This window comes from Roseateles sp. (genome assembly GCF_036404855.1).
Lineage (GTDB): Bacteria > Pseudomonadota > Gammaproteobacteria > Burkholderiales > Burkholderiaceae_C > Pelomonas.
In genome coordinates, this window is the sequence record NZ_DASWYS010000200.1 from 15101 (window position 1) to 40897 (window position 25797).

The following is a 25797-nucleotide window of genomic DNA, read 5'->3' on the forward strand; positions in this document are numbered from 1 at the left end:
CGTTGTGGTGAGTGTTCCGGCGCCGTTGTCCGTCTAGGCGCTCGCTGCTGCGCGGGGCTCGGTGCGAGGCCTCGCGGTGCTGGGGTCGTCGTCGCTCGCCGCGGCCGCTTCCAGCGCGCCCGCGACGACGAAGCGGGGCTTGAACACGACGCACCAGGCCGGCACGATCAGGATGGCGGCGATGGCGTTCACGATCAGCATGAAGGACAGCAGTGCCGCGGCATCGGACTGGAAGCGCAGGTCGCTGAGAAAGACCCACAGCACCACGCCCGCAGTCAACGTCAGCGCTGTGAAGCTGACGGCATAGCCGGTCGTGCTGACGGCGTTGATGGCTGCCTGGCGCACGTCGCGCACATGCGGCATCTCCTCGCGGATGCGGTCCATGAAATAGACCGCGTAGTCGATGCCCACGCCGACGCCGATCATGATGACGGGAACCGTGTTGACGCTGATGCTGATGCCCACCCAGCCCATGTAGGCATAGGACAGGACGGTGGCAAACAGCATCGGCAGCACCATCAGCCAGCCGGCGTGCACTGACTGGTAGTAGGCCATCACGACGATGAAGGCCAAGCCCATGACCAGCGGCACGAGCAGCAGATGGTCGGTGTGCAGCGCCTCGTTGGCGGCCGCCGTCACTCCGATGATGCCGCCGCCAGGCTCGAAGCTCAGGCCTGGCACCTGGGCCGTGACGCGTGTGGCCGCGTCACGGGCCAGGGCCAGCGCGCGGTTGATGGTCTCGGCCTGGCGGTCCTTGTAATAGAACACCAGGTCGGCCTCGTTCTCGTCGGCGTTGACGAACTCCTTCAGAGCACCCGGAATGGGGCTGGACGCGAGGTAGGCGAACATCAGCCCGCCGACCTCGTCGGCCGAGTCCGGGACCTGGGCCCAGCGCGGATCGTCGTTGTGCGTCAACCGGTTGACGACACGCACGACGGTCGGCAGCGCCTTGGTGCCGCCGAGGTTGGGGTCGGCCAGCATTTCGGCTTGAAAGGCCTCGATGGCTCGCAGCACCTCCGGCCGCTTGATGCCGCCCTTGTCTTCGGTGCGGGCGACGATGTGCAGTTCCTCAGAGCCGGGAAACAGGCGGTTGATGGCCTCGGTCGACTGGTTGTAGGCGTGGTCTCGGTGCAGGATGGGCGAACCCGGCTCGGTCTCGCCGGTCTTCACGCCCGCCGCCAGCTGCCCACCGGCCAGCATCAGCAAGCCGGCGATGAGCAGGATGGCAGTCGCGCCCTGGACCGTGCCACCGCTGCGGGCCATGGCCGCACCAAGGAAGGAGCGTATGCCCTCGTTCTTGTTCGCGGTGGCCCGTGGCTCGGGCAGCACGGTCAGCGCCAGCGGCACCATGAAGTGCACGGTGAAGATGACCGAGAAGGCCCAGAAACCCGCCGATATGCCCAGCTTCCAGTTGAAGGGCGCGGCGCCGAGGATCATCACGCCAATGCCGATGGCGTCCACTGCGATGGCCAGCGAGCCAGGCCGGAACAGCGCCTCCAGCGCATTGCGGGCCGCACGACGGCCACTGTGGGTGATGGCCAGCTCCTCGTAATAGCGCGCCACCAGCTGAACCCCGTGCGACATCGCCCGCGCCGCGATCAGGAAGGGGATCGGCATGGACAGGGGCTCCAGGTTGAAGCCCAGCCAGGACATGAAGCCCAGGCCCCATATCGACGACAGCGCGATGCCCAGAAGCGGCAGGAAGACGCCGTAGAAGCGCCGGAAATAGGCGATCAGCAGCGCCGCCAGCAGGGCCAGCGTGTAGAACAAGATGGCGACGATCTGGTTGAGGTAGGTGTAGACATAGCCCGTCAGCACCGGGTTGCCGGTCAGGTGGATCCGGTGGCCGGGCGATGCCAGCTCGGCCTTCAGCGCCTGCAGCGCGGCGAAGGTTTTCGCGTAGTCGATCTCGCCCTCGTTGAGCTGAGCCTTGATCAACGCGGCCTTCAGGTCCGGCGAGACGAGCAGGCCGTAGACCTGCGGGTTGGCCATCACCTTCTGGCGCAGCTCGTCGAGCTCTTCGGCCGTGTGATGAGGGCGCTGCGGGTCGTAGTAGGGCTCGGACGCGAAGCTGCCCTCCGCCGTCAGGTGCACATGGCGAGCGGTGCGGTGCGTCAGGCTGCCGACCAGGTTGTGGTTGACGCCGGGCAGGTTGTCGATGCCCTGTGTGGCACGCTGGATCAGCGCGAGCGTCGCATCATTGAAGACCGTGCCCTGCTCGACTTCGACCGCCATGACGATCTGGTTGGCGCCGCCGAAGTTCTCCTTGATGCGGTTGTAGGTCTGGATATAGGGGTGCTTCTGCGGCAGCAAGTCGCTGAAGTCCGTGTAGATGCGCAGGCCGGGCAGCCGGGTCGCGAAGACCAGCGTGACGGCCAGGATCAGCCCCAGCACGATCTTCGGATTGGCAAAGATCCATTCCTCGGCGCGCACCAGCGCGCGCAGCAGTTGGCGGGCGGCGGCTCTCATCGCGCTTCCTTGGTGTCTGTGGGGGCCTGTGCGACCTGCGTCGACAGGTGGATGACGTTCAGCGCGCCGGCCGCGCCGGCAACGAGCATCGACCGCGCATCGAGGGTAACGCCGGCCGACAGATAGGCCGGGATGTCCTGGCCATGCTCGAAGGCCTGCCACTGGTCGCCCTGCAGCTTCACCATGCGGCCCCCGGCGCCCAGGCCGTACAGCTCGTCGGCGACGCGCAGCAATGCATACATCGGTACACCGGACGGATTGGCCTGAGTCGTCCACGTGCGGCCACCATCGCGGGTGCGCTTGATGACGCCGGCCAGGCCCGATACCCAACCGTTGGCGCTGTCCGTGAACAGCGCCGCATAAGGGTAGAAATCGCCTTCGATCTTGGGCTGGGGCTGCCAGTTGGCGCCGCCGTCCGCGCTGGTCAGCACGGCGCCGAATTCGCCGGTGATGACCGCACGCCTGTCGTCGACGAACTGCACGGTGGTCAGGATGGCGTCGTCGCCCAGGTCGCGGGCCTGCCACGAGGCGCCGTGGTCGGCGCTCCACAGGATGCTGGTGCGCGCGCCGACGGCCCACAGCCGGTTGCGCGGATCGCAGGTCAGGGCCAGCAGGTCGCTGCGGGTCGGTACCTGGCGCATCGACCACTCGCCACCGGTCGCAGGAAGTACCCAGACCTTCTTGTAGAAGTCCAGCGCAGCGAAGCTGCCATCCGGGCAGGCGGCAACTGCCAGCACCGACGAGGGCTGGGCCAGCACATGTCGCGCCCAACGCGCCCCGCCGTCGGTGGAGGTCAGGATGACCCCCCCGGCCGCGCCGGCCACGACGCGGCTGCCATGGCTGGCCAGCGCCTGGAAGGTGTCATAGCGCTGCACGGGCTTGACCCGCTCCGCCTGCACGCCGGTCCAGTCGGGCGCCGGTACACAGCCGCTCAGCATGGTGAATGAGGTACCCAGCCACGCAAGGCGCGCAGCCCATCCCCTCATCAGTCTCGATTCCATCGTTGTCCCCTCTTCGCAGACCCGACAAAGGCCGGCCTGTGGTGGCGTCTGGCGCCACATTTGTCGATTTCGTCAACCCGCGGACGCTGCCTTCAGCGCCCACGAGGAAAGGCGCAAAGCCCATGCCAACACCGCCAAGTGCTTGATTCGTATCGGAGCTGCCGCGGGGGTCGCACCGCCCCCCGGGGACTCCCGCATACCGACTTGAGCATTTGCTGCACTGCCGCTTGATCAAATGCTCAAATCCGGCGGCGCAACGGCCGCCGAAATGCAGCAGGCCCGCCGGCTGCGTGAAGCAGCGGGCGGGCCTGCGGGGCGAGGCTGGGTTGGCTAGCGGCCGAGATCCTGGGCACTAACGCCCGCGATGCCCCAGTTCTCCTTGGGCACCTCGGTGATCCAGACGCGCACGTTCTCCTTGGGTGCGCCGACCGCCTCGGTCAGCGCCTGGGTGACCTTCTCGATCACGGCGCGTTTTTGCTCGGTCGTGCGACCTTCGATCATGTAGATCTGGGCAAAGGGCATGGGAGTCTCCGTTGGGTTCAGGCCGGCCTGCGCGGCACGGGCTTCAAGCAGCGGCCTTCTGCGCTGCGCATGCACGTGAGCGCGCCAGCGTCATCGCCGTGTCCTCGATCATGTCCTCCTGCCCGCCGACCATGCCGCGCCGCCCCATCTCCACGAGGATGTCGCGCGCCGGCACGCCGTACTTCTGCTCGGCGCGCTTGGCAAACAGCAGGAAGCTGCCGTAGACGCCGGCATAGCCCAGCGTCAGTGCGTCCCGGTCGATGCGGATGGGGAAGTCCATGATGGGCACGACGAGGTCCTCGGCCACGTCCTGGATCTTGAACACGTCCACACCGGTGGTGATACCCATCAGGTCACAAACCGCCACCAGCACCTCCATCGGCGTGTTGCCGGCGCCGGCGCCCAGGCCCGCCGCGGCCGCGTCGATGCGGTTGGCGCCAGCCTCGATGGCGGCAATGGAGTTGGCCACGCCCATGGCAAGGTTGTGGTGCCCGTGAAAGCCCAGTTCGGTTTCCGGCTTGAGCGCCGCTCGCACCGCGCCCACACGGGCCTTGACCGTGTCAGGCAGCAGATGGCCGGCCGAGTCCGTCACGTAGATGCAGTTGGCGCCATAGCACTCCATCAGCTTGGCTTGCTTGACCAGACCCTCGGGGCTGTTCATGTGCGCCATCATCAGGAAGCCCACCGTGTCCATGTCCATCTTGCGGGCCATGGTGATGTGCTGCTCGGAGACGTCGGCCTCGGTGCAGTGAGTGGCCACGCGGATGGTGTGCACGCCCAGCTCATGGGCCATCTTCAAGTGGTCGACGGTGCCGATGCCTGGCAGCAGCAGGGCCGACACCTTGGCCTGCTTCATCAGCGGGATGACGGTGCTCAGGTACTCCTCGTCAGTGTGGGCCGGAAAGCCGTAGTTGACGCTGCTGCCGCCCAGCCCGTCGCCATGGGTGACCTCGATCAGAGGGATGCCGGCGGCGTCCAGCCCGCAGGCGATGGTCTCCATCTGCTCAAGGCTCATCAGATGGCGCTTCGGGTGCATGCCGTCGCGCAACGTCATGTCGTGCAGGGTGATCTTCTTGCTGCTCATGGTGTTCTCCTTCAGGCTGGAACGGCGTCGAGCGTTAGCTTGCCGGCCAGCATCTCCTCGGCAAACATTTCGGCGGTGCGCGCGGCGGCGGCGGTCATGATGTCCAGGTTGCCGGCGTACTTGGGCAGGTAGTCGCCCAGACCTTCGACCTCCATGAAGACCGAGACACGCTGTCCATCGAACACCGGGCCATTGACCAACTGGTAGCCGGGCACGTATTTCTGCACTTCCTTGATCATGGCGTGGATGGACGCCGTGATGGCCGCGCGGTCAGGCTCGCCTTCGACCAGGCAGTGCACGGTGTCGCGCATGATCAGCGGCGGCTCGGCCGGGTTGATGATGATGATGGCCTTGCCCTTCTTGGCGCCGCCGACCTTCTCCACGGCACCGGCCGTGGTGCGGGTGAACTCGTCGATGTTCTTGCGCGTGCCCGGGCCTACCGACTTCGAGGAGACGGTGGCGACGATCTCGCCGTAGGCCACCGGCTGAACGCGCGAGACGGCCGCGACCATCGGGATCGTCGCCTGGCCGCCGCAGGTGACCATGTTGACGTTCATCTCGCGTTTGCCGACATGCTCCCTGAGATTGACGGGCGGCACGCAGTAGGGGCCGATGGCCGCTGGCGTGAGGTCGATCATCAGCGCACCGCAGGCGTTGACCTTGCGGGAGTTCTCGGCATGCACATAGGCCGAGGTGGCGTCGAAGACGATCTGGATGCCGTCGGCCTGCATGTGCGGGATCAGGCCATCGACGCCCTCGGCGGTGGTCTTCAGGCCCAGCTCGCGGGCCTTCTTCAGGCCATCGCTCTCGGGGTCGATGCCGACCATCCAGACGGGCTCCAGCACTTTGCTGCGACGCAGCTTGGCAAGCAGATCGGTACCGATGTTGCCCGGCCCGATCAGCGCGCACTTGATTTTCTTGCTCATCAGGTTTGCTCCACGAAGTTGAAATCGATCAGGCGTCATGCGGTGCCGCATGCAGCCAGTGTTTGAGCCAGCGCGTCAGCCGCGGTGCGACCAGCCAGGTCATGATCAGCACCACCAGCAGCGTGATCACCAGCACGCGTGGCACCAGCGGCCAATCGGACATCAGCGGCCCCACGGTAAGGAACAGCGCGAGCACCGTGGGGAAGATGCCCAGCCAGGTGACCACCGCCACCTTCCAGCGCGGCGGAGGTGCATGCGGCGGGCCTGGCGGGTCCTGAGAATCCTTGGGCTGGGCGTACCAAAGGCCAAGGCCGTCGACCTCGCGCACCTGCTGCCGCCCCTCGACGTGTGGCGCCACCGCCTCCAGTCCCTGTGCGCGGGCCTCCGACTGCTGCCACTCGCGCAGATGGGTTTCGGTGTCAAAGGCGAAGACCACGTGGAAGAGATCGAGTCCGTCGTCCGCGTCCTCGTCGGGGCGCACGACGCGTCCGCCGAGATGGCCCGGAAAGCTCCGCGCAGCCTGGATCATGCGATCCATGGCTGCCTCCAAGGCCGGTCCGTGGCCGGGCCTCACGCGGCGCGTGATCAGCACGGTGACGGCGCCCTGGCTCACGCCCCATCCCCCTCGGCGAGGAAATCTGCCACCAGGCGGTTGAAGCGCCCAGCATGCTCGATTTGCGTCCAGTGGCCGCAATGGCCGAACACGTGCAACTGGCTGTTCGGGATCCAGTCGGCGAGCGTCTGCGAGGTGCTCAGCGGGATGATGCGGTCCTCTCGGCCATGCAGCACCAGCGTCTCCTGCGGCAACGCGCGGATCGCAGCCTCGGGGCTGGCCATGGCATCCACCCAGCGCTGACGCGGTGCAGGAAACATGGCAGCGAAGGCCTCCTGGTAACCCGGCTGGATGCTGGCCTCATAGCGCAGCTGGGCGAGTTCGTCGTTGACACGCGAGCGGTCGTGGGCGAACAAGTCCAGCAGGCTGCGCATGGTGGCGATCGAGGGCTGGTAGCCCCAGACGGCGTCCAGCCCTGGCGTGATGGTGAAGGGCACGCCGACACTGCCCATCAGCACCAGGCGGCGCACGCGCTGCGGCACGCGGATCGTCAGCGCCAGGGCCAGCGCCCCGCCAAAGGAGTTGCCGACCAGGTCGACCTGGGGCAAGTCGAGCGCATCGAGCAGATCCAGCACCTGCTGCACCCAGCCGTCCATGGTGTAGTGGAGGCGCGCCGGGCGCTCGGTGTCGCCGAAGCCGACCAGGTCGGGGGCCAGCACCCGCCGATGCTGTGACAGCACGGGCAGTGACAGCCGCCAGTTGACCCAGGCGCTCACGCCGGGGCCGGAGCCGTGCAGCATCAGCAGCGGCGGCTGGCCGGGCCGGCTGCTACCGTGGTCGTGGTACAGCGTCTGGAAGGCTCCGGTGGCGATGCGGTGTGTATGGCTCATGTTCGCCGCCGGCCTCAGACGAAACGCATCGCGACGCTTCCCAGGTCCTGGAAGCGCACGGTCACCTGGTCACCGGCCTGCACGGCAATGGCCTCGGTGACGCCACCGGTCATGATGAAGCTGCCGGCCGGGATCTCCTGACCGCGTGCGCCCAGGTGGTTGGCCAACATGGCCACTGCGGCCGCCGGGTGGCCCAGCACTGCAGCACCCGCAGCCATGGCGACGATGCGGCCGTTCTTCTCCATCACGACGCCCAGTGTGCGCAGGTCCAGTTCCTCGACATTGCGGGGCCGGCCGCCGACAACGAAGCGGGAGGCCGAAGTGTTGTCGGCGATCACACTCTTGAGGTCGAACTTGAAGTCGCGGTAGCGGCTGTCGATGATCTCGACGCCGGGCAACACGAAATCGACGGCCGCCATGACGGCGCCCACATGGCAGCCGGGGCCGCGCAGGGGCGCCTTGGTGACGATGCAGATCTCGGCCTCCACCTTGGGGTGGATGAGCCGGGCGGTGTCGATGTCGCTGCCTTCGGCACAGCTCATGTAGTCGCTGACGAAACCGAAACAGGGCACCTCGACACCCATCTGCTTCATCTTGGCCCGCGAGGTCAGGCCGCACTTCAGGCCCACGGTCTTGTGCCCCCGCGCCTCCTTGCGAGCGCGGATGGCGTCCTGGATGGCATAGGCGTCATCCCAGCTCATGGCCGGGTATTCGTCGGTGATCTTGGTGATGTCGTGTGCGTTCAGCTCAGCCGATTCAACGTGCTCGGCAAGCTGGGCGATGGTGACTGCGTCAAGTGCCATGTCGGGCTCCTCAGATGAATCGCACGGAGGTGCTGCCAAGTCCTCCGACGTGGCAGTAAAGGCTGTCGCCCGGCAACACCGGCACCAGCGGCGACTGGGACCCCGACAGGATCACGTCGCCCGCTTTCAGCGTGATGCCCAGCCGTCCCAGCGTGTTGGCCAGCCAGGCCACGGCGTTCACAGGCGACCCCTGCACCGAGGCGCCGCAGGAGGTGCTGACGACCTCGCCGTTCTTCTCCAGCACCATGCCGGCCAGCGCCAGATCGAGCTCGCGCGGGCTGCGGCGCATGCCGCCCAGCGTCAGCACGCCGCAGCTGGCGTTGTCGGCGACGGTGTCCTGGATCTTGATCTTCCAGTCCCGGATGCGGGAGTCGACGATCTCGAAACAAGGCATCACGCAGTCGGTGGCGCGCAGCACGTCGGCCGCGGTCACGCCGGGGCCGGTCAGGTCGCGCGCCAGGATGAAGGCCACCTCGGCCTCGGCCTTGGGGGCGATCAGCCGGCTGGTGTCCACCGGCTCCCCTTCGTTGAACACCATGCCCGAGAGCAGGTGTCCGAAGTCGGGCTGGTTCACGCCGAGCATGTCCATCACCACGCGGCTGGTGACGCCGATCTTCTTGCCGACGACGGTCTCGCCCGCGTCCAGCCGGCGCTGGATCATGCGCAACTGGATCTGGTAGGCGTCGTCGATGCTGATCTCGGACTCACGGTTCGTCAGCGGCTCGACGGGCTGGCGGCTCAGCAGCGAGGCATAGAGCTCGTCGCCGTAATGTTGAATCTTGTCGGGGGTCATGGCGTGTCCTTCAGAGCTTGACCATCACGTTGCGCAGTTCGGTGTAGAACTCCAGCGAATGCACGCCGCCCTCGCGGCCAATGCCGCTGGCCTTGGCGCCGCCGAAGGCGGTACGCAGGTCGCGCAGGAACCAGCTGTTGATCCAGCACAGGCCCACCTCGATGGCGGCCGCCATGCGGTGAGCTGTACCCAGGTCCTGCGTCCACACGGTGGTGGCCAGGCCGTAGTCGGTGGCATTGGCCAGCGCAATCACCTCCTCCTCCGTGTCGAAGGGGGCGACGTGGCAGCACGGGCCGAAGATCTCCTCACGGATCACCGTCGACGATTCGGGCAGACCGGTCCAGATCGTGGGCTGCACGAAATGGCCCTCTGCGAGCAGGCCCTGCATGATCGGTTCGCCGCCGCCGGTGACGACGGTGGCCCCCTCGGCGCGGGCCTTGGCGTAGTAGGAGAGCACCTTGGCCTTGTGCTCGGCCGAGATCAGCGGCCCCAGCCCCACCCCTGGGGTGTCGGGGCCGCCGATCGTCAGCGCCTCGGCCTTGGCCTTCAGCGCCGCGACGAAACGGTCGAAGATGGGCCGCTGCACATAGACGCGCTCGGTGCCCAGGCAGACCTGGCCGCAGTTCTCGAAGGCGCTGCGGGTGATGCCGGCCACGGCCTTGTCGAAGTCGGCGTCGGCAAAGACAACACCGGCGTTCTTGCCGCCGAGCTCGAAGCTGACGGGACGCACGCCCTTGGCCGCAGCGGCCATGATGGCCTCGCCGGTGCGCGTCTCGCCGGTGAAGGTGATGCCGTTGACGCCAGGGTGCTTGGTGATGAACTCGCCGGCCGATCCGGGGCCGAAACCATGCAGCACCTGGTACACGCCCTTGGGAACACCCACAGCGTTCATCACCTCGCCCAGCAACGTGGCGGTGGCGGGTGTCTCCTCGCTGGGTTTGACGATGACCGTGTTGCCGCAGGCCAGCGCGGGACCGACCTTCCAGGTCATCAGCAGCAGAGGCAGGTTCCACGGGCAGATCACGCCGACCACGCCCAGCGGCGAGCGCAACGCGTAGCTGATGGCCGTGCCGCCGTCGGGCGTCGTCATCTGGAAGCTCTCGGTCGGCACGTTCTTGACGATGTCGGCAAAGATCTTGAAGTTGGCCGCACCACGAGGGATGTCGATGTGGCTCGCCAGCGCATGAGGCTTGCCGGTGTCAGCCAGCTCGGCGGCGAGGAAGTCGTCGAAGCGGCGATTGATCTCGTCGGCAACCGCATGCAGCAGCTCGGCGCGCCTGACGACGCTCATGCGGCCCCACTCGCCCTTGAGGGCAGCATGGCCGGCGGCCACTGCGGCATCCACTTCAGCCTGGCCGGCCTCGTGCACCTGCCCGATGACCTGGTTGGTAGCCGGTGCGCGCTTGTCGAAGGTGGTGCCGGTGGCGACGAAATCGCCGTCGATGAAGTTCAGGAACTGCTTCATGATCCTCACCTCAGGTCAGCACGCTGAGGAAGTTCTCGTTGAGCTTGCGGTCGTGATAGAAGATCGCGCGCCCGAGGTCGTCGTCGGTCCAGGTCAGCGTCGGCCGGTCCGGATAGTGGATGTAGCCGCCCGAGAAGACCTCATTGCGGTTGCCACTGGGGTCGAAGAAGTAGATGGTCTCGCCACGCGTGATGCCGTGACGGGTGGGGCCGATGTCCAGCGACACACGCTTGCGGGTGATGATGTCAGCCGCCTTCAGCACCTCGCCCCAGTTGTCGAGGATGAAGGACGCGTGATGGAACTTGTTCTTCTCCGGGTGGCGAATGAAGGCCACGTCGTGCGGCTTGTTGGAGCAGGTCAGGAAGGCCGCAATCTGCAGTCGGTCCGGCCCGGCGACGACCTGCTCAGCAAGGCGGAAGCCCAGCACGTCCATGAAGAGCTTGACGGTGCCGTCAAGGTCGTCGCCGTAGAGCAGGCAATGATCGAAGCGCGTCGGCGACATGCCCTTGAGGCCATCCGGGTAGATCTCGGGGTTCTCCAGCGGCATGCCGTTGCCGACCTTGTCCTTGTCGGCGAACAGCTCGATGAGGTGGCCCGTCGGCACTGTGAAGCGGAAGCGCTCGCCGGTGCGCAGCATCTCGCCGGCCTCCACCCATTTCATGTCGGTAGCCAGGCCGCTGGCCTTGACGTCCTCGGCCAGCTTCTTCAGGGTGGCCGCCGAGTCGACGCGAAAGCCCATGAAGTCCATGCCGGCGGTGTCTGCCTCACGCAGCACGATGCTGTGGTGATCGTGCTCGTCCCAAGCCTTGAAGTAGACGCGGCCCTGCGGGTCGCGCGCTACCTCCCAAAGGCCCAGCACTTCGCCGTAGTGGCGGACGGCCGCCTCCAGGTCGAGCACGCGCAGTTGCACATGCCCGGGTCTCAGAACGCCATTGAGTGCCATGGTGAGTCTCCTTGTTGTCTATCGGTTGGGGTCGGGGTGGCTGCCCGTGGCCAGGGCAGCCTGAAGAAAATCGGCCTTGGCGCGGCTGCGTTCGATGCAGCGCGCCAGCTTGTCGACCGCGCTCAGGCGCAAGTCGCTGCAGGGGTAGGCGCGGCAGGCCAGCACATAGCCGGCGGCCTCGTCGGCGGCGCTGATGTGGGACTGGCTCATCTTGTCGGTGCGCACCTGGCCAACCTCGATCCGCACCTTGCAGACACCACATCCGCCGCCACGGCAGCCGACCGGGATGCCGCGGCGGGCCAGCGCCTCCATGCCGGCCAGCAGCGTGGCGCTGTCGGCGCAGGCGTAGCGCTCCTCGGTGTTGGTGATGTCGACCTGGTAGGACATGGTCGTCGCGCTCCTCACAGGCTGCGGAACAGCGGGCTGCGTGGCGCGGAGCCGGCCGCGTCCGAAGCGGTGAAGAACTTCTCTGCGTAGATGTCGCGCTCGAACAGCCGGCCCTGCATCAGCGTCTTGATGCAGGCCTCGATCATGGGCGGCGGGCCGCACAGGTAGGCCTTGTGGCCACGGAAGTCGCCAGCGAACTGGGTCTTCAGCGCCTCGTGGGCGTAGCCGCGCGCACCGGCCCAGTCGCCGCCATCCGGCGAGTCCGGCAGGTCGGACAGCACAGGCACGTATGCGAAGTTGGGATGCTTGTCGGCGAGGGCCTCGAAGAGATCCCGGAAATAGAGCTCGTCGATGTTGCGCGCGCCCTGCACAAGCGTGATGGGCAGCCGGCAGCCTTCGGCGAGCAAATCCTGGATCATGGACTTGGGGCTGGAAAGTCCTGAGCCGCCGGCGACGAAGATCAAAGGAAGCTGGGCGGACTTGCGAACGAAGAAGCGGCCACTGGGCGCGGAAAACCGCATCGTCTGGCCGACCCGCAGCTCGTCGTGCAGCCAACCGGTGGCCCTGCCGCCGGGCACGCGGCGGATGTGAAGCTCGATCAGCGCCTCGCCCGGCGCGTTGGCCACGGAGAAGGCGCGCGCGCCGTCAACGCCCGGCACTTGCAGCATCAGGTACTGCCCGGCCTGGAAGGGCACCTCGCGATCCGGCCGCAGCCACAGGCCGCGGATGGTGGGCGTCAGCATGCGTGCCTCAACCAGCTCGGCGCTGTAGTCCGCCAGCGGCAGGAACTGTGCATCCGGGTCCTCGTCGATCTCTGCCTCGATGACGAGATCGGTGCGCGCCGTTGCGCAGCAGGCCAGGATGCGACCTTCGTCGCGTTCGAAGTCCATAAGCGCGAAGTTGGATGCGCCGCCATGTTCGAACTCGCCCTCCAGCACCTGAACCTTGCAGGTGCCGCAGACGCCATGGCCGCAGGCGTGCGGCAGCCAGACGCCGGCGCGCAGACAGGCGTCCAGCACCGTCTGGCCGTCGCGCGCCGCCACGGCCTGGCCCAGCGGTTCGATGGTGATGTGCGTGCTCATGTCAGCCTCCGGCAGCCTTCAGCTGCGCGAGCCCTGGATGCCGCGCAGACCCGGCGTGCGAAAGCGCAGCACGGACTTGTGCACCAGCCCGTTTTCGGCGAGCGACTTGGCCGCATCGGGCTTGAAATGCTTGCCGGACTCGGTCCACAACACCTGGCTCCAGTCAATGCGGGCGAAGTCGGGGTGGCTGCCGTAGACACCTGGCAGCACCTCACTGAGCAGTGCGCCGAAGGGCATGGCCGGGGGCAGCGGCAGCGCCACCGGAGCGCAGAACAGCAAGTGCTCGTCCCAGCAGATGTAGAGCAGGCGGTTGCCGTGGAACTTGTCCTCGGTGTCCTGCACGGGGCCGGCATAGCCGGGCTTGAGGGCGACGACGGGCATGAGCGTCTCCTGAGAGTTGGGGGGTGGAGGAGCGTGGTGCGATCAGGCGGCCTTGGCCGCCGAGGGAGTCAGCTGCTGGCCGGTCCAGCGCTCCCAGTTGGCGCGGTCGGGCGACGTGTTGAAGTCGCCGCTGTCGGCGCCCGGCGCGAGGTGGTAGTACTCGAGCACCTTGGCCAGCGGGTTGAAGCCAGGCACCGTCGGGTCGGTGCCTTCGGGGAAGCAGTTGCCCTGGTAGATCTGGTGCACCGGCAGCCAGCTCTGCACATACTTCTCCGGCTCCTGCTCGAAGATGTCCCTGCAGCCGTCCGAACAGAAGTGGTACTTCATGCCGTGATAGTTCGTCTCGCGAAGACTGATGCGCGTCGGCTCGTCCATCTCCGTGAAGATGCAGGGCACCTGGCAGGTCTGGCACAGCATCGGCAGCGTGTTGTTGCGCCACATGGCGCCGTTCTTGGCTTCCTGCTCCGCCATCCATTCGAAGCGTGGGCGGTAGATGCGGTCGAAGCTCTCGGGGTACTTCTGGCTCAGCCAATCGAGCTCGTCGGGCTGCGGCACCCAGGTGTTGAAGTCCGCCGCGTGGCCATAGTTGTTGAAGGTGGCCCAGGCGATATGGGAGAGATGCTGCTTCTCGGCCGTGGCGACCTCGTGGTACTTGGGCATCCGGATCCCGTAGCGTCCCAGGTCTTCGAACAGCGCGCCGCCGTTCTTCTCGAAGTACATCTCCCAGGCCTCGGCCCAGCTCATCACGCGCTTGGGCAGCATGTAGTCCATCATCATGGCGACCAGCGTCAGCAGGCGGTGGCCGCGCCAGAACCACTTGTCGATCCAGCGCTGGATGATGGGCACGTTGTCCGGGTCTTGCTCGAGCATGAACTTCACGACCTCGAGGCCCAGCGTCATGTGACGCGACTCGTCGCTCTGCGCCGAAAAGCCGAAGGTGACGGTGGCCATGTCGCCGTTGAAGGCAGCGCCGCTCATGAAGGGCATGAACAGCAGGTTGGTCAGCACGTACTCGAAGGAGAAGGAGATCGCAGTGATGAACTCGAACGGCCCCGCCGTCATCGCGTCCTCGAAGTAGGACTTGGGCACCGACAGGTACCAGACGCGGTCGTGCATGTACTGGGGATCGTGCAGACCGTTGAAGTACTTGTTGAAGTGGCTGATCGTGTGGAACTGCGTCTGGGCGTGACGGAGCTCATCGATGGACTGCATCTGCGACGCGACGCGGGCGCCGACGCCTCGGAACGCACGGCCCGCCATCGCGTAGCCGCGATGGGCCGCATATTCCAGCGGCGACACGCCGGTCAGAAACAGCTTGAGCGTGTTCAGGTAGCGCGGGTCGCCGACGTTGAACTGGCCCTGGTTCTGCTGGAAGGCGTCGATGATGGCGTAGAGCTTCTTCTCCTTCTCGCCCTGGAACTTCCAGTAGGCGTCCATCGTCAGGCGGAAGGGATCCTCCCACTTGTCCCAGTCGTGGATCTTGATGCCCTCGAACTTGTCGTAGGGGAAGACGTCGTCCATCGCCTGGTAGCTGGTTTCCCAGCCGAGGCCGCGGGTCATCATGGCGTAGCGCTCCTTGATGCCGAGGCGCTTGGAGGTCTTGGGGGCGATCGGGCTCATCGGTTGTCTCCGGTGGTCTGTTGTCTTGGTGGTGGGAGGCAGCTCAGCTGCGGCGGCCCCATTGCAGGGTGAACTCGTCATCGGTCTCGTCGATGTTTCCGGACAGCGAGATCAGGCTCAGGTGCAGTTCCTGCACGTCCCAGCGGCGGCCCAGGCGCTCCTCGACGGAGTCGCGGCGAATGACGATGCGCCCAGGCGCGTCGACCTTGACCATGGCCGGAAACTCCGCGACGACGGCGTCGGGGTTGTCGGCGACGATGGCCTCGACGATGCAACGCGACACTTCGTTGCTCAACAAGGAGATGAAGACCGGGGCGCGCGAGGCGGCGGCGGCGGTGGTGGTCATGAGCGGACTCCGGTTTCAGGCCTGCAGGCCCAGGCGTTGGATGCGGGTGTCGAAGTCGGCGTGCACAGCGGCCAGGGCGGCCGTGGCCTGTTCGCCGAGTGCCGAGCGAGCCAGGGGTTCCAGCGCCCGCTGCATCTCGTCGCGCCAGCTGGCGACCCAGCTGACCAGCCGGTCGCGGTTGGCGGGCGACTCGTCGGCGGCGGTCTTGACGGTGGCGTCGACCCAGCGGGTCGTCTCGGCATGCCAGTCGCTCATGAACTCCGTCAGCATGGCCAGCGCGTTGCCGGTCCGCGGGCTGAGGGCGTCGACATAGTGACGGTAGATCAACGGATAGAGGAGTCCGTCGAACACCAGGTTCTGCGCGACGAAGAGTTCGAACCAGTCGTGCGTGACGAACAGGTTCTCCATCACGCGGCGCACGCCTTGCCACGCCGGCGCCTGCATCCAGGCCTGCTTGCCGTCATCCAGGGCGATTCCCTGGTTGCCGTCCAGCAGCAGGCCGATGCGCGACAGGTATTGCGCGATGCCCAGGCGGTCCATGGCAGCGAAGTTGCAAGCCTGGGTCACCGCCGTGCCGTAGCCGTAGGCACAGCAGTAGGTGTTGTTCATGTTGCCGCCCCACTCGTAGTGGCGCAGCGGCACCAGCACCTGGGTCAGCGACTCGCGCGTTGCCTCGTCCACTGCGCCCAGCAGGTTGCGCTTCTCGGCGAACTCGAACTGGCGGTCGGCGCCCTCCTGCTGCTTGGCGCGTGCCATCGTGTAGACCCCGTAGTAGAAGTGGCGCGGGTCCTTGAAGGCATACCAGTCGGCCATCACGATGGCAGTACGGCGCGCGTCGAACACATGGCGCTCCGGCTCCCACAGCGGCCGGTAGTGCCAGTTGGTCGTCGGTTGCATGTCGAAAGTGGCCTCCTGGTAACGGGAGGCCGCCTTGTCGGCGCCGAGGCGGCGCGCAATGTGCGAAAAGGTCTGGCGGATGGGCTGGATGTCGGTGGTCTTGATGTCGACTTGCATGCGGGTCTCCTGCTGTCGTTCTGAAATGGCCGTCGGCGCGGCTCAGTGGTCTAGGCCCGGCTCGCCGTAGCGCCACTTCATGCGCTCGTAGTCGAGTCGGGCGCCCTCGGCTGCACTCAGATGGGTGACGCCGTGGGTGGCGCAGAACTGGCTGAACTGTTCGAAAGACAGCACCAGTTCGACCGCCAGCTCGGGGTCGCCAATGGCGAACTCGAACTCCACGAAGCGGGCACCTCGGGTCCCGGTCACGCGCACGAAGCAGGCCTGGCCGGTCAGTTCGGCCGCCGAGGCGGAGCGGGGGGTGGCGGGACGCTGGCTCACTTGTTCAATCCATCAAGTTGCAGACGACGGGGCTGTCGTCCACCCTGATGAGCGCAACCTGCGTGCCAGGCCGGCTAAGTGATTGATTTGCCTGAATCCGAGGTCATGGCAGACCGAGAACCCGGGAAGTCCCGCATGCCCAGTCGATCAGTTGCTGCACCGCAGCTTGATCAATTGGTGAAATGCCGCGTTCGCTCCCGCGCCGCGGCAAACACTCACGTGGCCGGAAGGCCTTCCTTCTTGAGCCGGTAGGCCAGTTGGGGGCGCGTGATACCCAGCAACCGTGCCGCCTGGGACAGATTGCCCTTGGCGCGCTGCATGGCGAGCTGCATCAGCCTTTGCTCCAGCGATGCCATGTCGATGTTCTGCTGCAGGACCTGGTCGCACAGACCGTCCAGCTCGACAGCGCCCGGGTTGCCGACCTGGCCCAGGGCGTCCAGCTGCTGCTCCGCCGCCATGCCGGGGCCATGGCTCCAAAGATGGACAGACTCGATGGCCCCGCCCTCAGGCGCGAGCAGCACGGCGCGCTCGATCGCGTTTTCCAATTCGCGGATATTGCCGGGCCAGGCGCGGTTCAGCACGTCGCGCATCGCGCGATCGGTCAACCCGCTGAGCTTCTTGCCATAGAGCGCGCTGTACTTTTCAAGGAACCGGTTCACCAGCGGCGGGATATCTGCCGTGCGCTCGCGCAGCGGCGGGATCGTGATCGGAAAGGTGCTGAGGCGGTAGAACAGGTCATTGCGAAACTTGCCGGTCTGCATGGCCTGCTGCAGGTCCACATTCGTGGCCGCGACGATGCGCACATTGAGCTTGATGGGTTGCTCGGCGCCAAGGCGCTCGATCTCGCCGGTCTGCAGCACGCGCAGCAGCTTGACCTGCGTGGCCAACGGCAAGTCACCAGCCTCGTCGAGAAAGAGTGTGCCGTTGTGGGCCCGTTCGAAACGCCCTGCCCTGGCCATGTGGGCGCCCGTGTAGGCGCCCTTCTCGACACCAAACAGTTCTGCTTCTATGAGGTCAGCCGGGATGGCGGCGCAGTTGACCGCGATGAACGGCCCGCCGGCCCGCGGACCGTTGTCATGCAGCCAGCGGGCAAAGACTTCCTTGCCCACGCCAGTCTCGCCCAACAGCAGCACCGTGATCGCGCTCGGCGCAGCCCGCTTCAGCAACTCGAAGGCAGCGCGAAAGCCTGGAGAAACGCCGACGAGATTGGTGTCGTACTCACGGCGAGCCTGCACTGCGCGCAGGTGCTCGAGGCCAATGCTGTAGTCAATCAGGCGTTCACCGATGCGTTGCGGGCGGAAATAGTCGACGTACTCGTCGTCGTGCCAGTCCTCCGCGGCTTGGCCAACGATGCGGCAGTGGCTGTCGCCCATGCTGTGGCACTCGGTCTCCTTGAAGACAATCAAGCGGCCGACGAAGGCGCTGGTGTAACCCGAGGCATAGCCAATCTGTTGCCAGCATTGCGGATCGTCCCCATAACCCAGTTCAGTGACGTGGGCGTCGCACTCCCAGGAGTTGGTCCACAGGAACTCGCCGACAAAGTGCTTGGCCTTCAGGTCGAGCTCCAAGTGGACCTTCTCGACGCGCACAGCCCCCTCGATGCTGTGCAGCTGCGGGCCCAGCATGAAGGCCTTTTCATAGGGCATGCCGGCGCGCATCTCCCCCAGGGCGAGTTCTCCATCGCGCTTCCCGGACGCAAAGCCCATGCGGACCAGCAAGCCGCGGGCACGGGCGACCCCGAGCGAATCCAGCAATTCCCTCCGCAACTCGGCCAAGGCCCGCGTATGCAACAGCATCATGCGGTGCTCGTTCAGCCAGATATGGCCCGAGCCCGCATTGAAGCGAAGCATGGACAACAGTTCGCCCACCACTTGTCTCCTAATCAGTGTCTTGGAAAGGTCTTCGCCTCGTCTGTAGATACTACAGCCAGGTGAAGTGGACGCCACGCCGCCCGCCGGGGAGCGCGTGAAAGCGACCTCCCGACGGGTTTCACGAGTGGCCCGCAGGCAGCTGGCGCCGCGCTCCAGGCAGGCCGTGGCGCCCTGCCTTGCACCGGATCGACGGACGACACAGCAGCACCCGGCGGCTGTTCGGCTGCCCGGCCTGCCGCGGCGTGCAAAACAGCTCCGGAATGCGACGCAGACGCTCGGGACTCAACCGGGCCACAGCCGCCGCAGCCTGCTGCCGGCCCAGTGGCGGAAACGTGTGTTGTGCAGGCAGGCCGCGCCCGCCACGCCGATGATCGCCCCCACGACCGTGTCGATCAGTCGGGCCTCCATCAGCGTCCAAGGTGCTGCCAGCGCATTGCCTTGGCTGCCTTCGGCCAGCAACAGCGCCATGGGTGTGATGAAGACGGTGGCCAATCCGTAGTGTCTGACCACCAGGGTCTCGACGACCAATGCAAGCGCCATCACCATGGCCGCCGTGCCCCACGGTCCGAGTGGGATCTGGGTGATGCCGAGGAACACCAGCAGCCCCGCCGCGGTCCCCAGGGTGCGATGCAAGTGCTTCGACCAGGCCGCTCGCACGGAAGCGCCCTGAATGATGGCCAGGCAGCTGACGGGCACCCAGTAGGGCCGCGTCAGTTGCAGCGCGTGGGCGGCCAACAGCGACAGCCCGACGAATCCACCAATCACGACGGACTCCATCACCACAGTGTCAAGACTTGGGGTTGGACGTCGTAGCGGCTCGGGATGGCCCCTGCGGCTGACGATGTGCAGGCTGTAGAGAAAGCCGATGGCCACGGCGAGGACGCCGCCCGCCGCCACGGCCCCTATTTGCGCCAGCGCATCGCGGCCGTGCACTGGGCTGTACGCGCCGATCGCCGCTGCCATCACGAAGAAAAGGCCGCCAGGCGGTGGCGCCGCGTAGAAGCGACAAACCATCATCACCAGGATGGTGATGATGACGATCATGGGCACCACCAGCGCCGGCACCAAGTGGCCAAGCATGCCCAGGGCGTGGCTCGCCGTCATGCCGAACGCGCAGGCCATCAGCCAGGACATGCGGTGCGCGAGTCCCGTGGCCGGCAGATGCAGGAAAACCAAGCCGCCCAACGACGCCGCGAGCCCCAGTCCGATGTCGTCCATCGCCGCACCCGCGAAGATAGGCGCGCCCATGCACAGCGCCGCAGCAACGGGCATCTCCCAGGGCCGGTCGCTGCGGTTCACTCGGGCGAGTTGCCGCCACTCTTCGATCAGGTACTGCTTCAGATTCATGAAGCGCGTGCACCCGCAGGATCGACCCGGGCGCCAGCGTCAGGTTGCTCCGCGAGTCTCGACTGCTTCATGCGTTCAGCGTTTTAACAGAACAGTTGCCACCTCATCGAAGCAGCCACGCCTCCGAGGGGCCATGCTGGCCGCCGACACCCTGGCCTTCTTGCAGATGACGGAATTCGACAGGTCATCCGGTCACTCCGTCGGTTCTTACTCGAGAGGCCCCAAATAACCTAGCGTCCAAAGCAGCGCTCATGTCGTTCAGCGAGGATGAAGACCGCGGCCTGCCTGCTGCGCCGGCGACCGGAGGGCACGACGATGACCCGGTCGAGGCTCCGGGCCGGCACGGTTCCATGTTGCCGCGTCAGCCGCCGTGGCAGACAAGACTTGACCGGTCCGCAGACGTGCCGAACCGACCCAGACCCACGTCCACCAGGTGCTCCGCGCGACGCAACAGGTACAGCACGTCCATCCTCATGCGTTGCGCCACGACCAGGCCTTGGTCGGCACCCGCCACGAGCAGGGCTGTGGCCCAGGCGTCTGCTTGCATGCAAGTACGCGCCAGCACGGTGACCGAGGCCACGGCGTTGTGCACTGGCGCCCAGCGACGCGGGTCCATCGTGTGCGCGAGGTGCGCCCCCTCCACTTCCAGATAACGTCGGTAGTCGCCCGAGGTGGCGACGGCAAGGTCTTCCAGCTCGATGACCCCGTGCACCGCGCGTCGCCCAGCCTCGGGCCGCTCGAGCGCCACAGCCCAGGGCTTGCCGCTGGCTTGAGCGCCCACGGCGCGCAACTCGCCATCAAGCGCTGCCAGCGCATGTCGCACGTCATGCTGCTTCAGCACGCAGGCCATGCGGTCCACGGCATAGCCCTTTGCAATGCCGCACAGGTCGAATTGCGCGCGTGCATGCTTGCGCACGCGGCCCGCGGGTCGATCTAGCTCGAGGCATTCGTGCGCGACAGGCGGCCGGGCTTGACGTGCGAGGCGAATCGCCTGCGCGTCAGGTGCATCGCGGACCGCGCCGAACCCCCACGCGTCGACCAGCGCGCCCACGCACGGATCGAATGCACCCTCGCTCAGGCGGTTGATATCGAGCGCACAGTCCAGCACCTCCAGCAGTTCAGCCGGCAGGTCCACCCACTCGCCCACGGCCGCGCGATTCAATCGCACGAGGTCGCTGTCCGGCTTCCAGGGCGACATCTGCTGATCCACCTGCGCCACCGCTGCAGCCAGGTCCTCACGCAAGGAGGGCAGGTCCACGGTGCTGTGGGCGTCGAGACTGACTGACCAACGTGTTCCCATGGTCGAGCCGTGCAGGGTGGTACGTTTGCCAGGCATGGCAGGCTCAGAAAACATCTTCCGCATAGCGTTCCTTGGCCTTGAGCGACGCCACGCTCGTGCGCAGCGGTGCCAGCACCTCGTCCAGCGTCTCTGCGACACCCTGTGCCATGACACGGCTCCCGCAGACGCGCACGATCGCCCCCTGTGACACCAGGGCACGCACGTGCCCGGCGTCTCGGCGCAGGGCGTTCTGCACATAACCGCCGCCGTTGGGCACGCGTGAGAAGACCGTCTTCAGCGTCGCCAGACGCCCCTCGCCGAGCCAGCGCTGGAGATCGGCGCCAAAGTAGGCGTCCCGCGCCGGGTCGCGCCCCCCGAAGTACAGGTGCATCGGGCCGCGCCTGTCGTTGCGGCGGATGAAGCCGGCAAGCGGGGCCACGCCTGTGCCCGCCCCGATGAGCAGCACCGGCCGCCGCGTTCGCGGCAGTGCAAAGCCGGGATTGGGCCGGATGAAGGCGGTGACGCGATCGCCCACCTGAAGACCCAACAAATGGGTGGAGCACAGACCACCGGGCATCTGACGCACGCAGATCTCCAGGAACCCATCCTCCCGTCCCGACGCCAGCGAGTAGTAGCGTGGCACCGCGGAACCCGGTGGCACGACGCCCACCAGATCGCCGGCGGCAAACCGCAGCCCACCATGCCCTTGCAATCGGGCACCCAGACTCTGCACAGGCCACGCAAAGCGCAGAATCGCCGTGGGCGCCTCAAAGGCCTCGGGATAGTCCTGGCGCGCAATGAGCGTGAGCTGCACCGTGGGCGGCACGCGCGGCACATGCTCGAGGACCAGAGGTTCTCCCAGCGCCTGCGCCAGGGCCACGCCCCAGCGCGCGAACTGCTGACCCGACTGCTGGTGGATGCACTCCAGCGGCAGCAGCGCGGGCCAGCCCTGCGCGCGCAGCGTCTGGTCCAACGTGACTGCAAAAGCACAGAAGGCCGGGAACTGCCGATCACCAAAGCCCAGGACCGTCACCGGCACCGCCTTGGCGTCAAGCTGGGCGATGCGACTCAAGGCCTGGCTCGCGTGTGCCGGTGCCTGACCTTCGCCATAGGTTGCGGCAAGCACAAACACCTGCCGCGTGGCGGCCGCCGTTTGAAAGTTCTCCAGTGCGCTCGAGTGAACGCGGTGGCCGCTCTGGCGCAGTGCGTTGTGGAGCGTTTGGGCGAAGCCCCAGGTACTGCCCCCTTCACTGGCCACGAAGATGAGCACATCAGCCTGTGCCAAGGGGGTGTTTCCTGCGATCCGCGGTGTCTGCCGACGTGCTTGCCACCAGATGACCATGCCTGACAGCCAGAACACCAGTACGCTGGCGCCGGCAAGCCCGAGGACCGCGGCCCAAAGCCAGGCCGCCTCACCCGTGTGCAGCACCACAGCCCAGTCGTTGAGGCGCTGCGCGACCGTGGCGTCTTGCCACACCAGCATCTGGCCCGAATACCGGTCGATCCAACCTTGCCCCTGGGCTGTGGTGACCGTCCAGGTGTCCTCAGGATCCGTGGTGCCGGGAAAGGTCAGCTTTCGCAGATCCTTCACCGCAATTTCCATCAGGGCGGGAAGCTGCGCACCGGGCCGGTCAGGCCCGCCGGCGACCACTGAGATCACTTCGGGCTCGGTCCTGTCCAGTGTCACGAGGCCCAGGGTCGAAGCGCTCATCGTCAGCGCGGTGAGTGATGTCAGGCACAGGACGGCGAGCACCACTCGGCCTGCGACCACGTGAATGCGCTGCGCCAGCGTGCCGCGCACCCGCGCCGTCAGCCGTCGCCAGCCTCCCATGCGCCGCAGCACAAGCACCAGGGCCGAGACGCACAGCGCACCCATGGTCAGCGCAATGCCCGCCGCGCCCCAGCGACCGGCGTCCCCCAACAACAGTGAGCGGTGGAGGTTCTTCACCCAGCGCGGCAGCGGCGACGGCTCCCACGCGCCAAGCACCCGGCCATTGGCGGGATCCACGTAGGACGCCTGCGGCTGGTCGCCGGCAAAGCTGAACACCACGATCGCACCCGAAGGCAGCCGGCGAATTTCCTCCGGATCCGGGACGTTGCGCGTGACGCGCTCCACCAGGGTGGCCACCGGCAAACTGCCTGGTGCGGCCGGGGCCTGCCAGGCCTGCAGCACCGGGTCGAACGCCAGCACGGCCCCGGTGATACCCAGCACCACGGTCAGGGCGCCAAGGGTCAGGCCCAGCCAGCGGTGAATTGCCTTCCAGGTCATGCGAACCCGGTCACCGGAACTGGAAAGTCGCAGACTGGATGTACTGCTTGCCGGCTTGGGGCTTGCCGGCGTTGGCTGTGGCCAGCGGAATGCGGACCTCGGACGGGCTGTCCCGCATGTCTTCTGCGGCGACATCCAGGCGAATCTCGTAGCCCGCATCTATCAATGCATCCGCGAGATCGGCAGTGACCTTGAGCGTGCGGCCCGCACCCACGCTGGCGCCGGTCACGCCGTTCAGGCGTTTGGTGTCCCCGGCCGAAAGCCGGCTCCAGTCCGACAGGTGCTTGTAGTACTTGGCCTTGCCCCCGGCCACCCACAGCGTACGCACATACGCACCCTTCGCATCGGTCAGGTACGCCGCCAGGTAGGCGCCATCGCCCCCGTAGTTCTTGAGCTGGGCGGTCAAGGTGAGCGGACGGCTCTGCGCCAAGGCGGGAACGGCCAGCGCGCAGGCAGCCCCCAGAATGGTCATGAGCGGCTTGGGCATGGTGATCCTCCTGTACAAAAGTGGTTACTCGACGTGGCCGCGCGGCGCGGCACCCGAGGCGGGCAAAGGCGCGGGCACGGCAGCGTCGTCCGGCCGCGGCGAGCGAGGGACGCGACCAGCACCCGCGTCGTCGCGTTCCCGGGCACGCGGGTGGTGGTCTTGCTTCATCTTCAACACCTTCAGGGTTTCCGGGTCGATCTTGGCTTTGAAGCTGCGCCCTTGGGCATCCGTGCCACGAAGTTCATAGCACCCGTCATCAATCTTCAGCCGCTTGACGTGCCAGCCCTGCGCGGATGCCCACTGCCGCAAGGCTTCGCGCGACTGCCAGCGATTCACCGGCGCATCGCAATCGTCGCTGGCCCAGGTGGGCAGGACCGCCAGGCCCAGCGAAAGAACCAACACGCCCCGACGTGAAGAAGGCAGGCATTTCATGGAAGGCTCCCACAGAAGACTGGCACATGACAGGTTGCGGCGCAGCTCGATCCCGCCCTGCGGGTGCACGCCTGAACGCGCCACGACCCGCAGCGCGCCAACACGCGGCCCCAGATCGCGCAGCGGGCCTCGCATGCTTTGGCGGGTTCGACGGGCCAAGTTCCGGCTGAAACGTTCGACGGCATACGGCTTTTGCGCTCCTGCCGCGGCATTGTTGCGCGCGCCCCTGAAAGAAAGCTGAATGCCTCGTTCACCCTCTGTTCATCAACCCAGGGCTCTGCGGGCCTTAGGTGCTTCCCACGGACCGCCTGGGATCCATGCAAGCCGATGAGGGGCAGGCGGACCCTGTCGACCCGGTGAAGCCTGAGCCCCGTCATACATGGGCCTTGAAGCCTCCCCCTCATCTGGATGGCCTGAAAGGGCTTGCGCTGAGTCTGGGCGACATGGGATCGCGGTAGCCTCCCGTCCGCCCTTCCCTTTCCCGGACGGCGCCTTCCTCAAGTTCCGCCCGTCAACGTGCGCGCCGAGTTCGCCACGTCCAGGCGTCAGGCGCCCTGAATGACTGCCACCATGCGATCCTCGAAACGACGCGCGCTCCCCCCTCCTCCCCCGCCCGGCGCGGCCGGCCTGGCCGCGCTGCTGCTTGCCACGGTGGCGTCAGCCGCCGTCGCGGCCAATGTCACGGCGGACACACCGCTGCTGGATATTTATGTGCCGGGCCAGGAGACTTACAACACCCCTGAGAAGAAGAACTACGCCCTTCTCAATCCCAAGGCCCCGCCGCCGGCCTTCAAAGAAGACGGTGCCGTCGCCCGGCAATGCGCCAGCCTCACCTACGCGATCCCGTGGGTGGATCGCGCAGCCATCGAGAATGCCCAACAGACCGGTCGCAGCGTCGCGCAGGCCCGCCACGTGTGGCAGTTCGAGCAGACGCGGTGGGAGGCGCAGGCCAAGATGGTCAATGGCAGCCTGGCCCGCCGCACGGTCGAGCCGGTTGGCCCGCGTCCCACCGGTGGCGGCGATGTCGCGCCCCGCGGCCGTGGCGAGCCCGCACCGCAGCCCAGTTCGGGTGGCTTGCCCGGGGGGGCGCCGCGCATCACGGCCAACGGCCTCCTGGGCATGCTGGGCATCAAGCGGCCCACGGCGCCGGCCCCGTCGGCCCCACCCACGCCCTCAGGTCACGTCCTGGGCACCCAGCCCTCTGACATCCGCGCCTTCATGCCAGACTTCGACAAGCTGAAGCGGCAGGTCGATCACAACCAGGCCGTGCTGATCGCCCAAGACGAACGACTCAAAGGGCAGGAACAGCAATATGCCCGGGCGCTGACCGACGTCCTCGAGCAGGGTTTGGACCGGCTATCCGCATCAGGTCAGCCGGTGCCCCTGGCCCAGCTCAACGACTTCGAGATGTTTCGCGCCTATCAGGTGGAGCAGTGCATTGCTGCGCGCAGCTTGCCCGACCCTGGCACCCGCGCCCGTCTCGACGCGCTGTTCGATCGCTATCAACCCCTC

The 25797-nt window shown here is 66.7% G+C and carries 25 protein-coding genes; 1 reads left to right on the top strand and 24 read right to left on the bottom strand.

All coding sequences use genetic code 11. The annotated features are described in order from the left end of the window. Positions 1-33 precede the first annotated feature (33 nt). The 24 genes from VGF12_RS13350 to VGF12_RS13465 form a co-directional block, all read right to left on the bottom strand. A complete protein-coding gene (locus VGF12_RS13350; RefSeq protein ID WP_331176523.1) occupies positions 34-2469 on the bottom strand; it encodes an efflux RND transporter permease subunit in 2436 nt (811 codons plus the stop codon). Then, on the bottom strand, positions 2466-3455 hold the full coding sequence (locus VGF12_RS13355) for a WD40/YVTN/BNR-like repeat-containing protein (RefSeq protein WP_331176524.1): 990 nt from the start codon (positions 3453-3455) through the stop codon (positions 2466-2468). The genes VGF12_RS13350 and VGF12_RS13355 overlap by 4 nt, the downstream gene beginning before the upstream one ends. A gap of 345 nt (positions 3456-3800) precedes the next feature. After that, entirely contained in the window at positions 3801-3992 is a 192-nt protein-coding gene (locus VGF12_RS13360; RefSeq protein ID WP_268151031.1) for a 2-hydroxymuconate tautomerase, read from the bottom strand. A 43-nt stretch (positions 3993-4035) separates the two neighbouring features. Further along, positions 4036-5076 carry a 4-hydroxy-2-oxovalerate aldolase gene (gene dmpG, locus VGF12_RS13365; protein ID WP_331176525.1) on the bottom strand — a complete coding sequence of 347 codons (1041 nt, stop codon included), beginning with the start codon at positions 5074-5076 and terminating at the stop codon, positions 4036-4038. 11 nt (positions 5077-5087) lie between these two features. Next, positions 5088-6002 carry an acetaldehyde dehydrogenase (acetylating) gene (locus VGF12_RS13370; protein WP_331176526.1) on the bottom strand — a complete coding sequence of 305 codons (915 nt, stop codon included), beginning with the start codon at positions 6000-6002 and terminating at the stop codon, positions 5088-5090. A 28-nt stretch (positions 6003-6030) separates the two neighbouring features. Next, positions 6031-6615 (bottom strand): antibiotic biosynthesis monooxygenase, encoded by a 585-nt coding sequence (locus VGF12_RS13375; protein ID WP_331176527.1) that lies wholly within the window; start codon positions 6613-6615, stop codon positions 6031-6033. Further along, on the bottom strand, positions 6612-7445 hold the full coding sequence (locus VGF12_RS13380) for an alpha/beta fold hydrolase (protein ID WP_331176528.1): 834 nt from the start codon (positions 7443-7445) through the stop codon (positions 6612-6614). Before VGF12_RS13380 ends, VGF12_RS13375 begins: the two co-directional genes overlap by 4 nt. Before the next feature lie 14 nt (positions 7446-7459). Beyond that, the gene (gene dmpH / locus VGF12_RS13385; protein WP_331176529.1) at positions 7460-8248 is read right to left on the bottom strand and encodes a 2-oxo-3-hexenedioate decarboxylase; all 789 of its coding nucleotides are present in this window, start codon (positions 8246-8248) and stop codon (positions 7460-7462) included. A gap of 10 nt (positions 8249-8258) precedes the next feature. Further along, positions 8259-9041: a 2-oxopent-4-enoate hydratase gene (gene dmpE, locus VGF12_RS13390; protein ID WP_331176530.1), complete on the bottom strand. Its 783-nt coding sequence runs from the start codon at positions 9039-9041 to the stop codon at positions 8259-8261. A 10-nt stretch (positions 9042-9051) separates the two neighbouring features. After that, positions 9052-10506, bottom strand: coding sequence for a 2-hydroxymuconic semialdehyde dehydrogenase (locus VGF12_RS13395; RefSeq protein ID WP_331176531.1), 1455 nt, complete (start codon positions 10504-10506; stop codon positions 9052-9054). A 10-nt stretch (positions 10507-10516) separates the two neighbouring features. Next, a complete protein-coding gene (locus VGF12_RS13400) occupies positions 10517-11449 on the bottom strand; it encodes a catechol 2,3-dioxygenase (RefSeq protein ID WP_331176532.1) in 933 nt (310 codons plus the stop codon). An 18-nt stretch (positions 11450-11467) separates the two neighbouring features. Then, positions 11468-11836: a 2Fe-2S iron-sulfur cluster-binding protein gene (locus tag VGF12_RS13405; RefSeq protein ID WP_331176533.1), complete on the bottom strand. Its 369-nt coding sequence runs from the start codon at positions 11834-11836 to the stop codon at positions 11468-11470. 14 nt (positions 11837-11850) lie between these two features. After that, positions 11851-12918, bottom strand: coding sequence for a 2Fe-2S iron-sulfur cluster binding domain-containing protein (locus VGF12_RS13410; protein ID WP_331176534.1), 1068 nt, complete (start codon positions 12916-12918; stop codon positions 11851-11853). Positions 12919-12936: 18 nt separating this feature from the next. Next, positions 12937-13299: a phenol hydroxylase subunit P4 gene (locus VGF12_RS13415; protein WP_331176535.1), complete on the bottom strand. Its 363-nt coding sequence runs from the start codon at positions 13297-13299 to the stop codon at positions 12937-12939. 42 nt (positions 13300-13341) lie between these two features. Continuing rightward, positions 13342-14919 (bottom strand): aromatic/alkene/methane monooxygenase hydroxylase/oxygenase subunit alpha, encoded by a 1578-nt coding sequence (locus tag VGF12_RS13420; RefSeq protein ID WP_331176536.1) that lies wholly within the window; start codon positions 14917-14919, stop codon positions 13342-13344. Between the two features lie 43 nt (positions 14920-14962). After that, positions 14963-15265 (bottom strand): MmoB/DmpM family protein, encoded by a 303-nt coding sequence (locus VGF12_RS13425; RefSeq protein ID WP_331176537.1) that lies wholly within the window; start codon positions 15263-15265, stop codon positions 14963-14965. Positions 15266-15280: 15 nt separating this feature from the next. Further along, a complete protein-coding gene (locus tag VGF12_RS13430; RefSeq protein ID WP_331176538.1) occupies positions 15281-16279 on the bottom strand; it encodes an aromatic/alkene monooxygenase hydroxylase subunit beta in 999 nt (332 codons plus the stop codon). Positions 16280-16321: 42 nt separating this feature from the next. Continuing rightward, the gene (locus VGF12_RS13435; RefSeq protein ID WP_331176539.1) at positions 16322-16600 is read right to left on the bottom strand and encodes a phenol hydroxylase subunit; all 279 of its coding nucleotides are present in this window, start codon (positions 16598-16600) and stop codon (positions 16322-16324) included. Positions 16601-16815: 215 nt separating this feature from the next. Then, a complete protein-coding gene (locus VGF12_RS13440) occupies positions 16816-18450 on the bottom strand; it encodes a sigma 54-interacting transcriptional regulator (protein WP_331176546.1) in 1635 nt (544 codons plus the stop codon). A gap of 303 nt (positions 18451-18753) precedes the next feature. Next, positions 18754-19818 (bottom strand): FUSC family protein, encoded by a 1065-nt coding sequence (locus VGF12_RS13445; RefSeq protein ID WP_331176540.1) that lies wholly within the window; start codon positions 19816-19818, stop codon positions 18754-18756. A 361-nt stretch (positions 19819-20179) separates the two neighbouring features. Next, a complete protein-coding gene (locus tag VGF12_RS13450; protein WP_414710086.1) occupies positions 20180-21181 on the bottom strand; it encodes an FAD:protein FMN transferase in 1002 nt (333 codons plus the stop codon). After that, positions 21162-23366 (bottom strand): PepSY domain-containing protein, encoded by a 2205-nt coding sequence (locus VGF12_RS13455; protein ID WP_331176542.1) that lies wholly within the window; start codon positions 23364-23366, stop codon positions 21162-21164. The genes VGF12_RS13450 and VGF12_RS13455 overlap by 20 nt, the downstream gene beginning before the upstream one ends. A 10-nt stretch (positions 23367-23376) precedes the next feature. Further along, positions 23377-23853 carry a DUF2271 domain-containing protein gene (locus VGF12_RS13460; protein ID WP_331176543.1) on the bottom strand — a complete coding sequence of 159 codons (477 nt, stop codon included), beginning with the start codon at positions 23851-23853 and terminating at the stop codon, positions 23377-23379. A 24-nt stretch (positions 23854-23877) separates the two neighbouring features. Continuing rightward, on the bottom strand, positions 23878-24420 hold the full coding sequence (locus VGF12_RS13465) for a PepSY domain-containing protein (protein WP_331176544.1): 543 nt from the start codon (positions 24418-24420) through the stop codon (positions 23878-23880). 435 nt (positions 24421-24855) lie between these two features. Between VGF12_RS13465 and VGF12_RS13470 the strand changes: the two genes are divergently transcribed. After that, on the top strand, positions 24856-25797 hold a 942-nt coding region (locus tag VGF12_RS13470), incomplete at its 3' end, for a hypothetical protein (protein ID WP_331176545.1).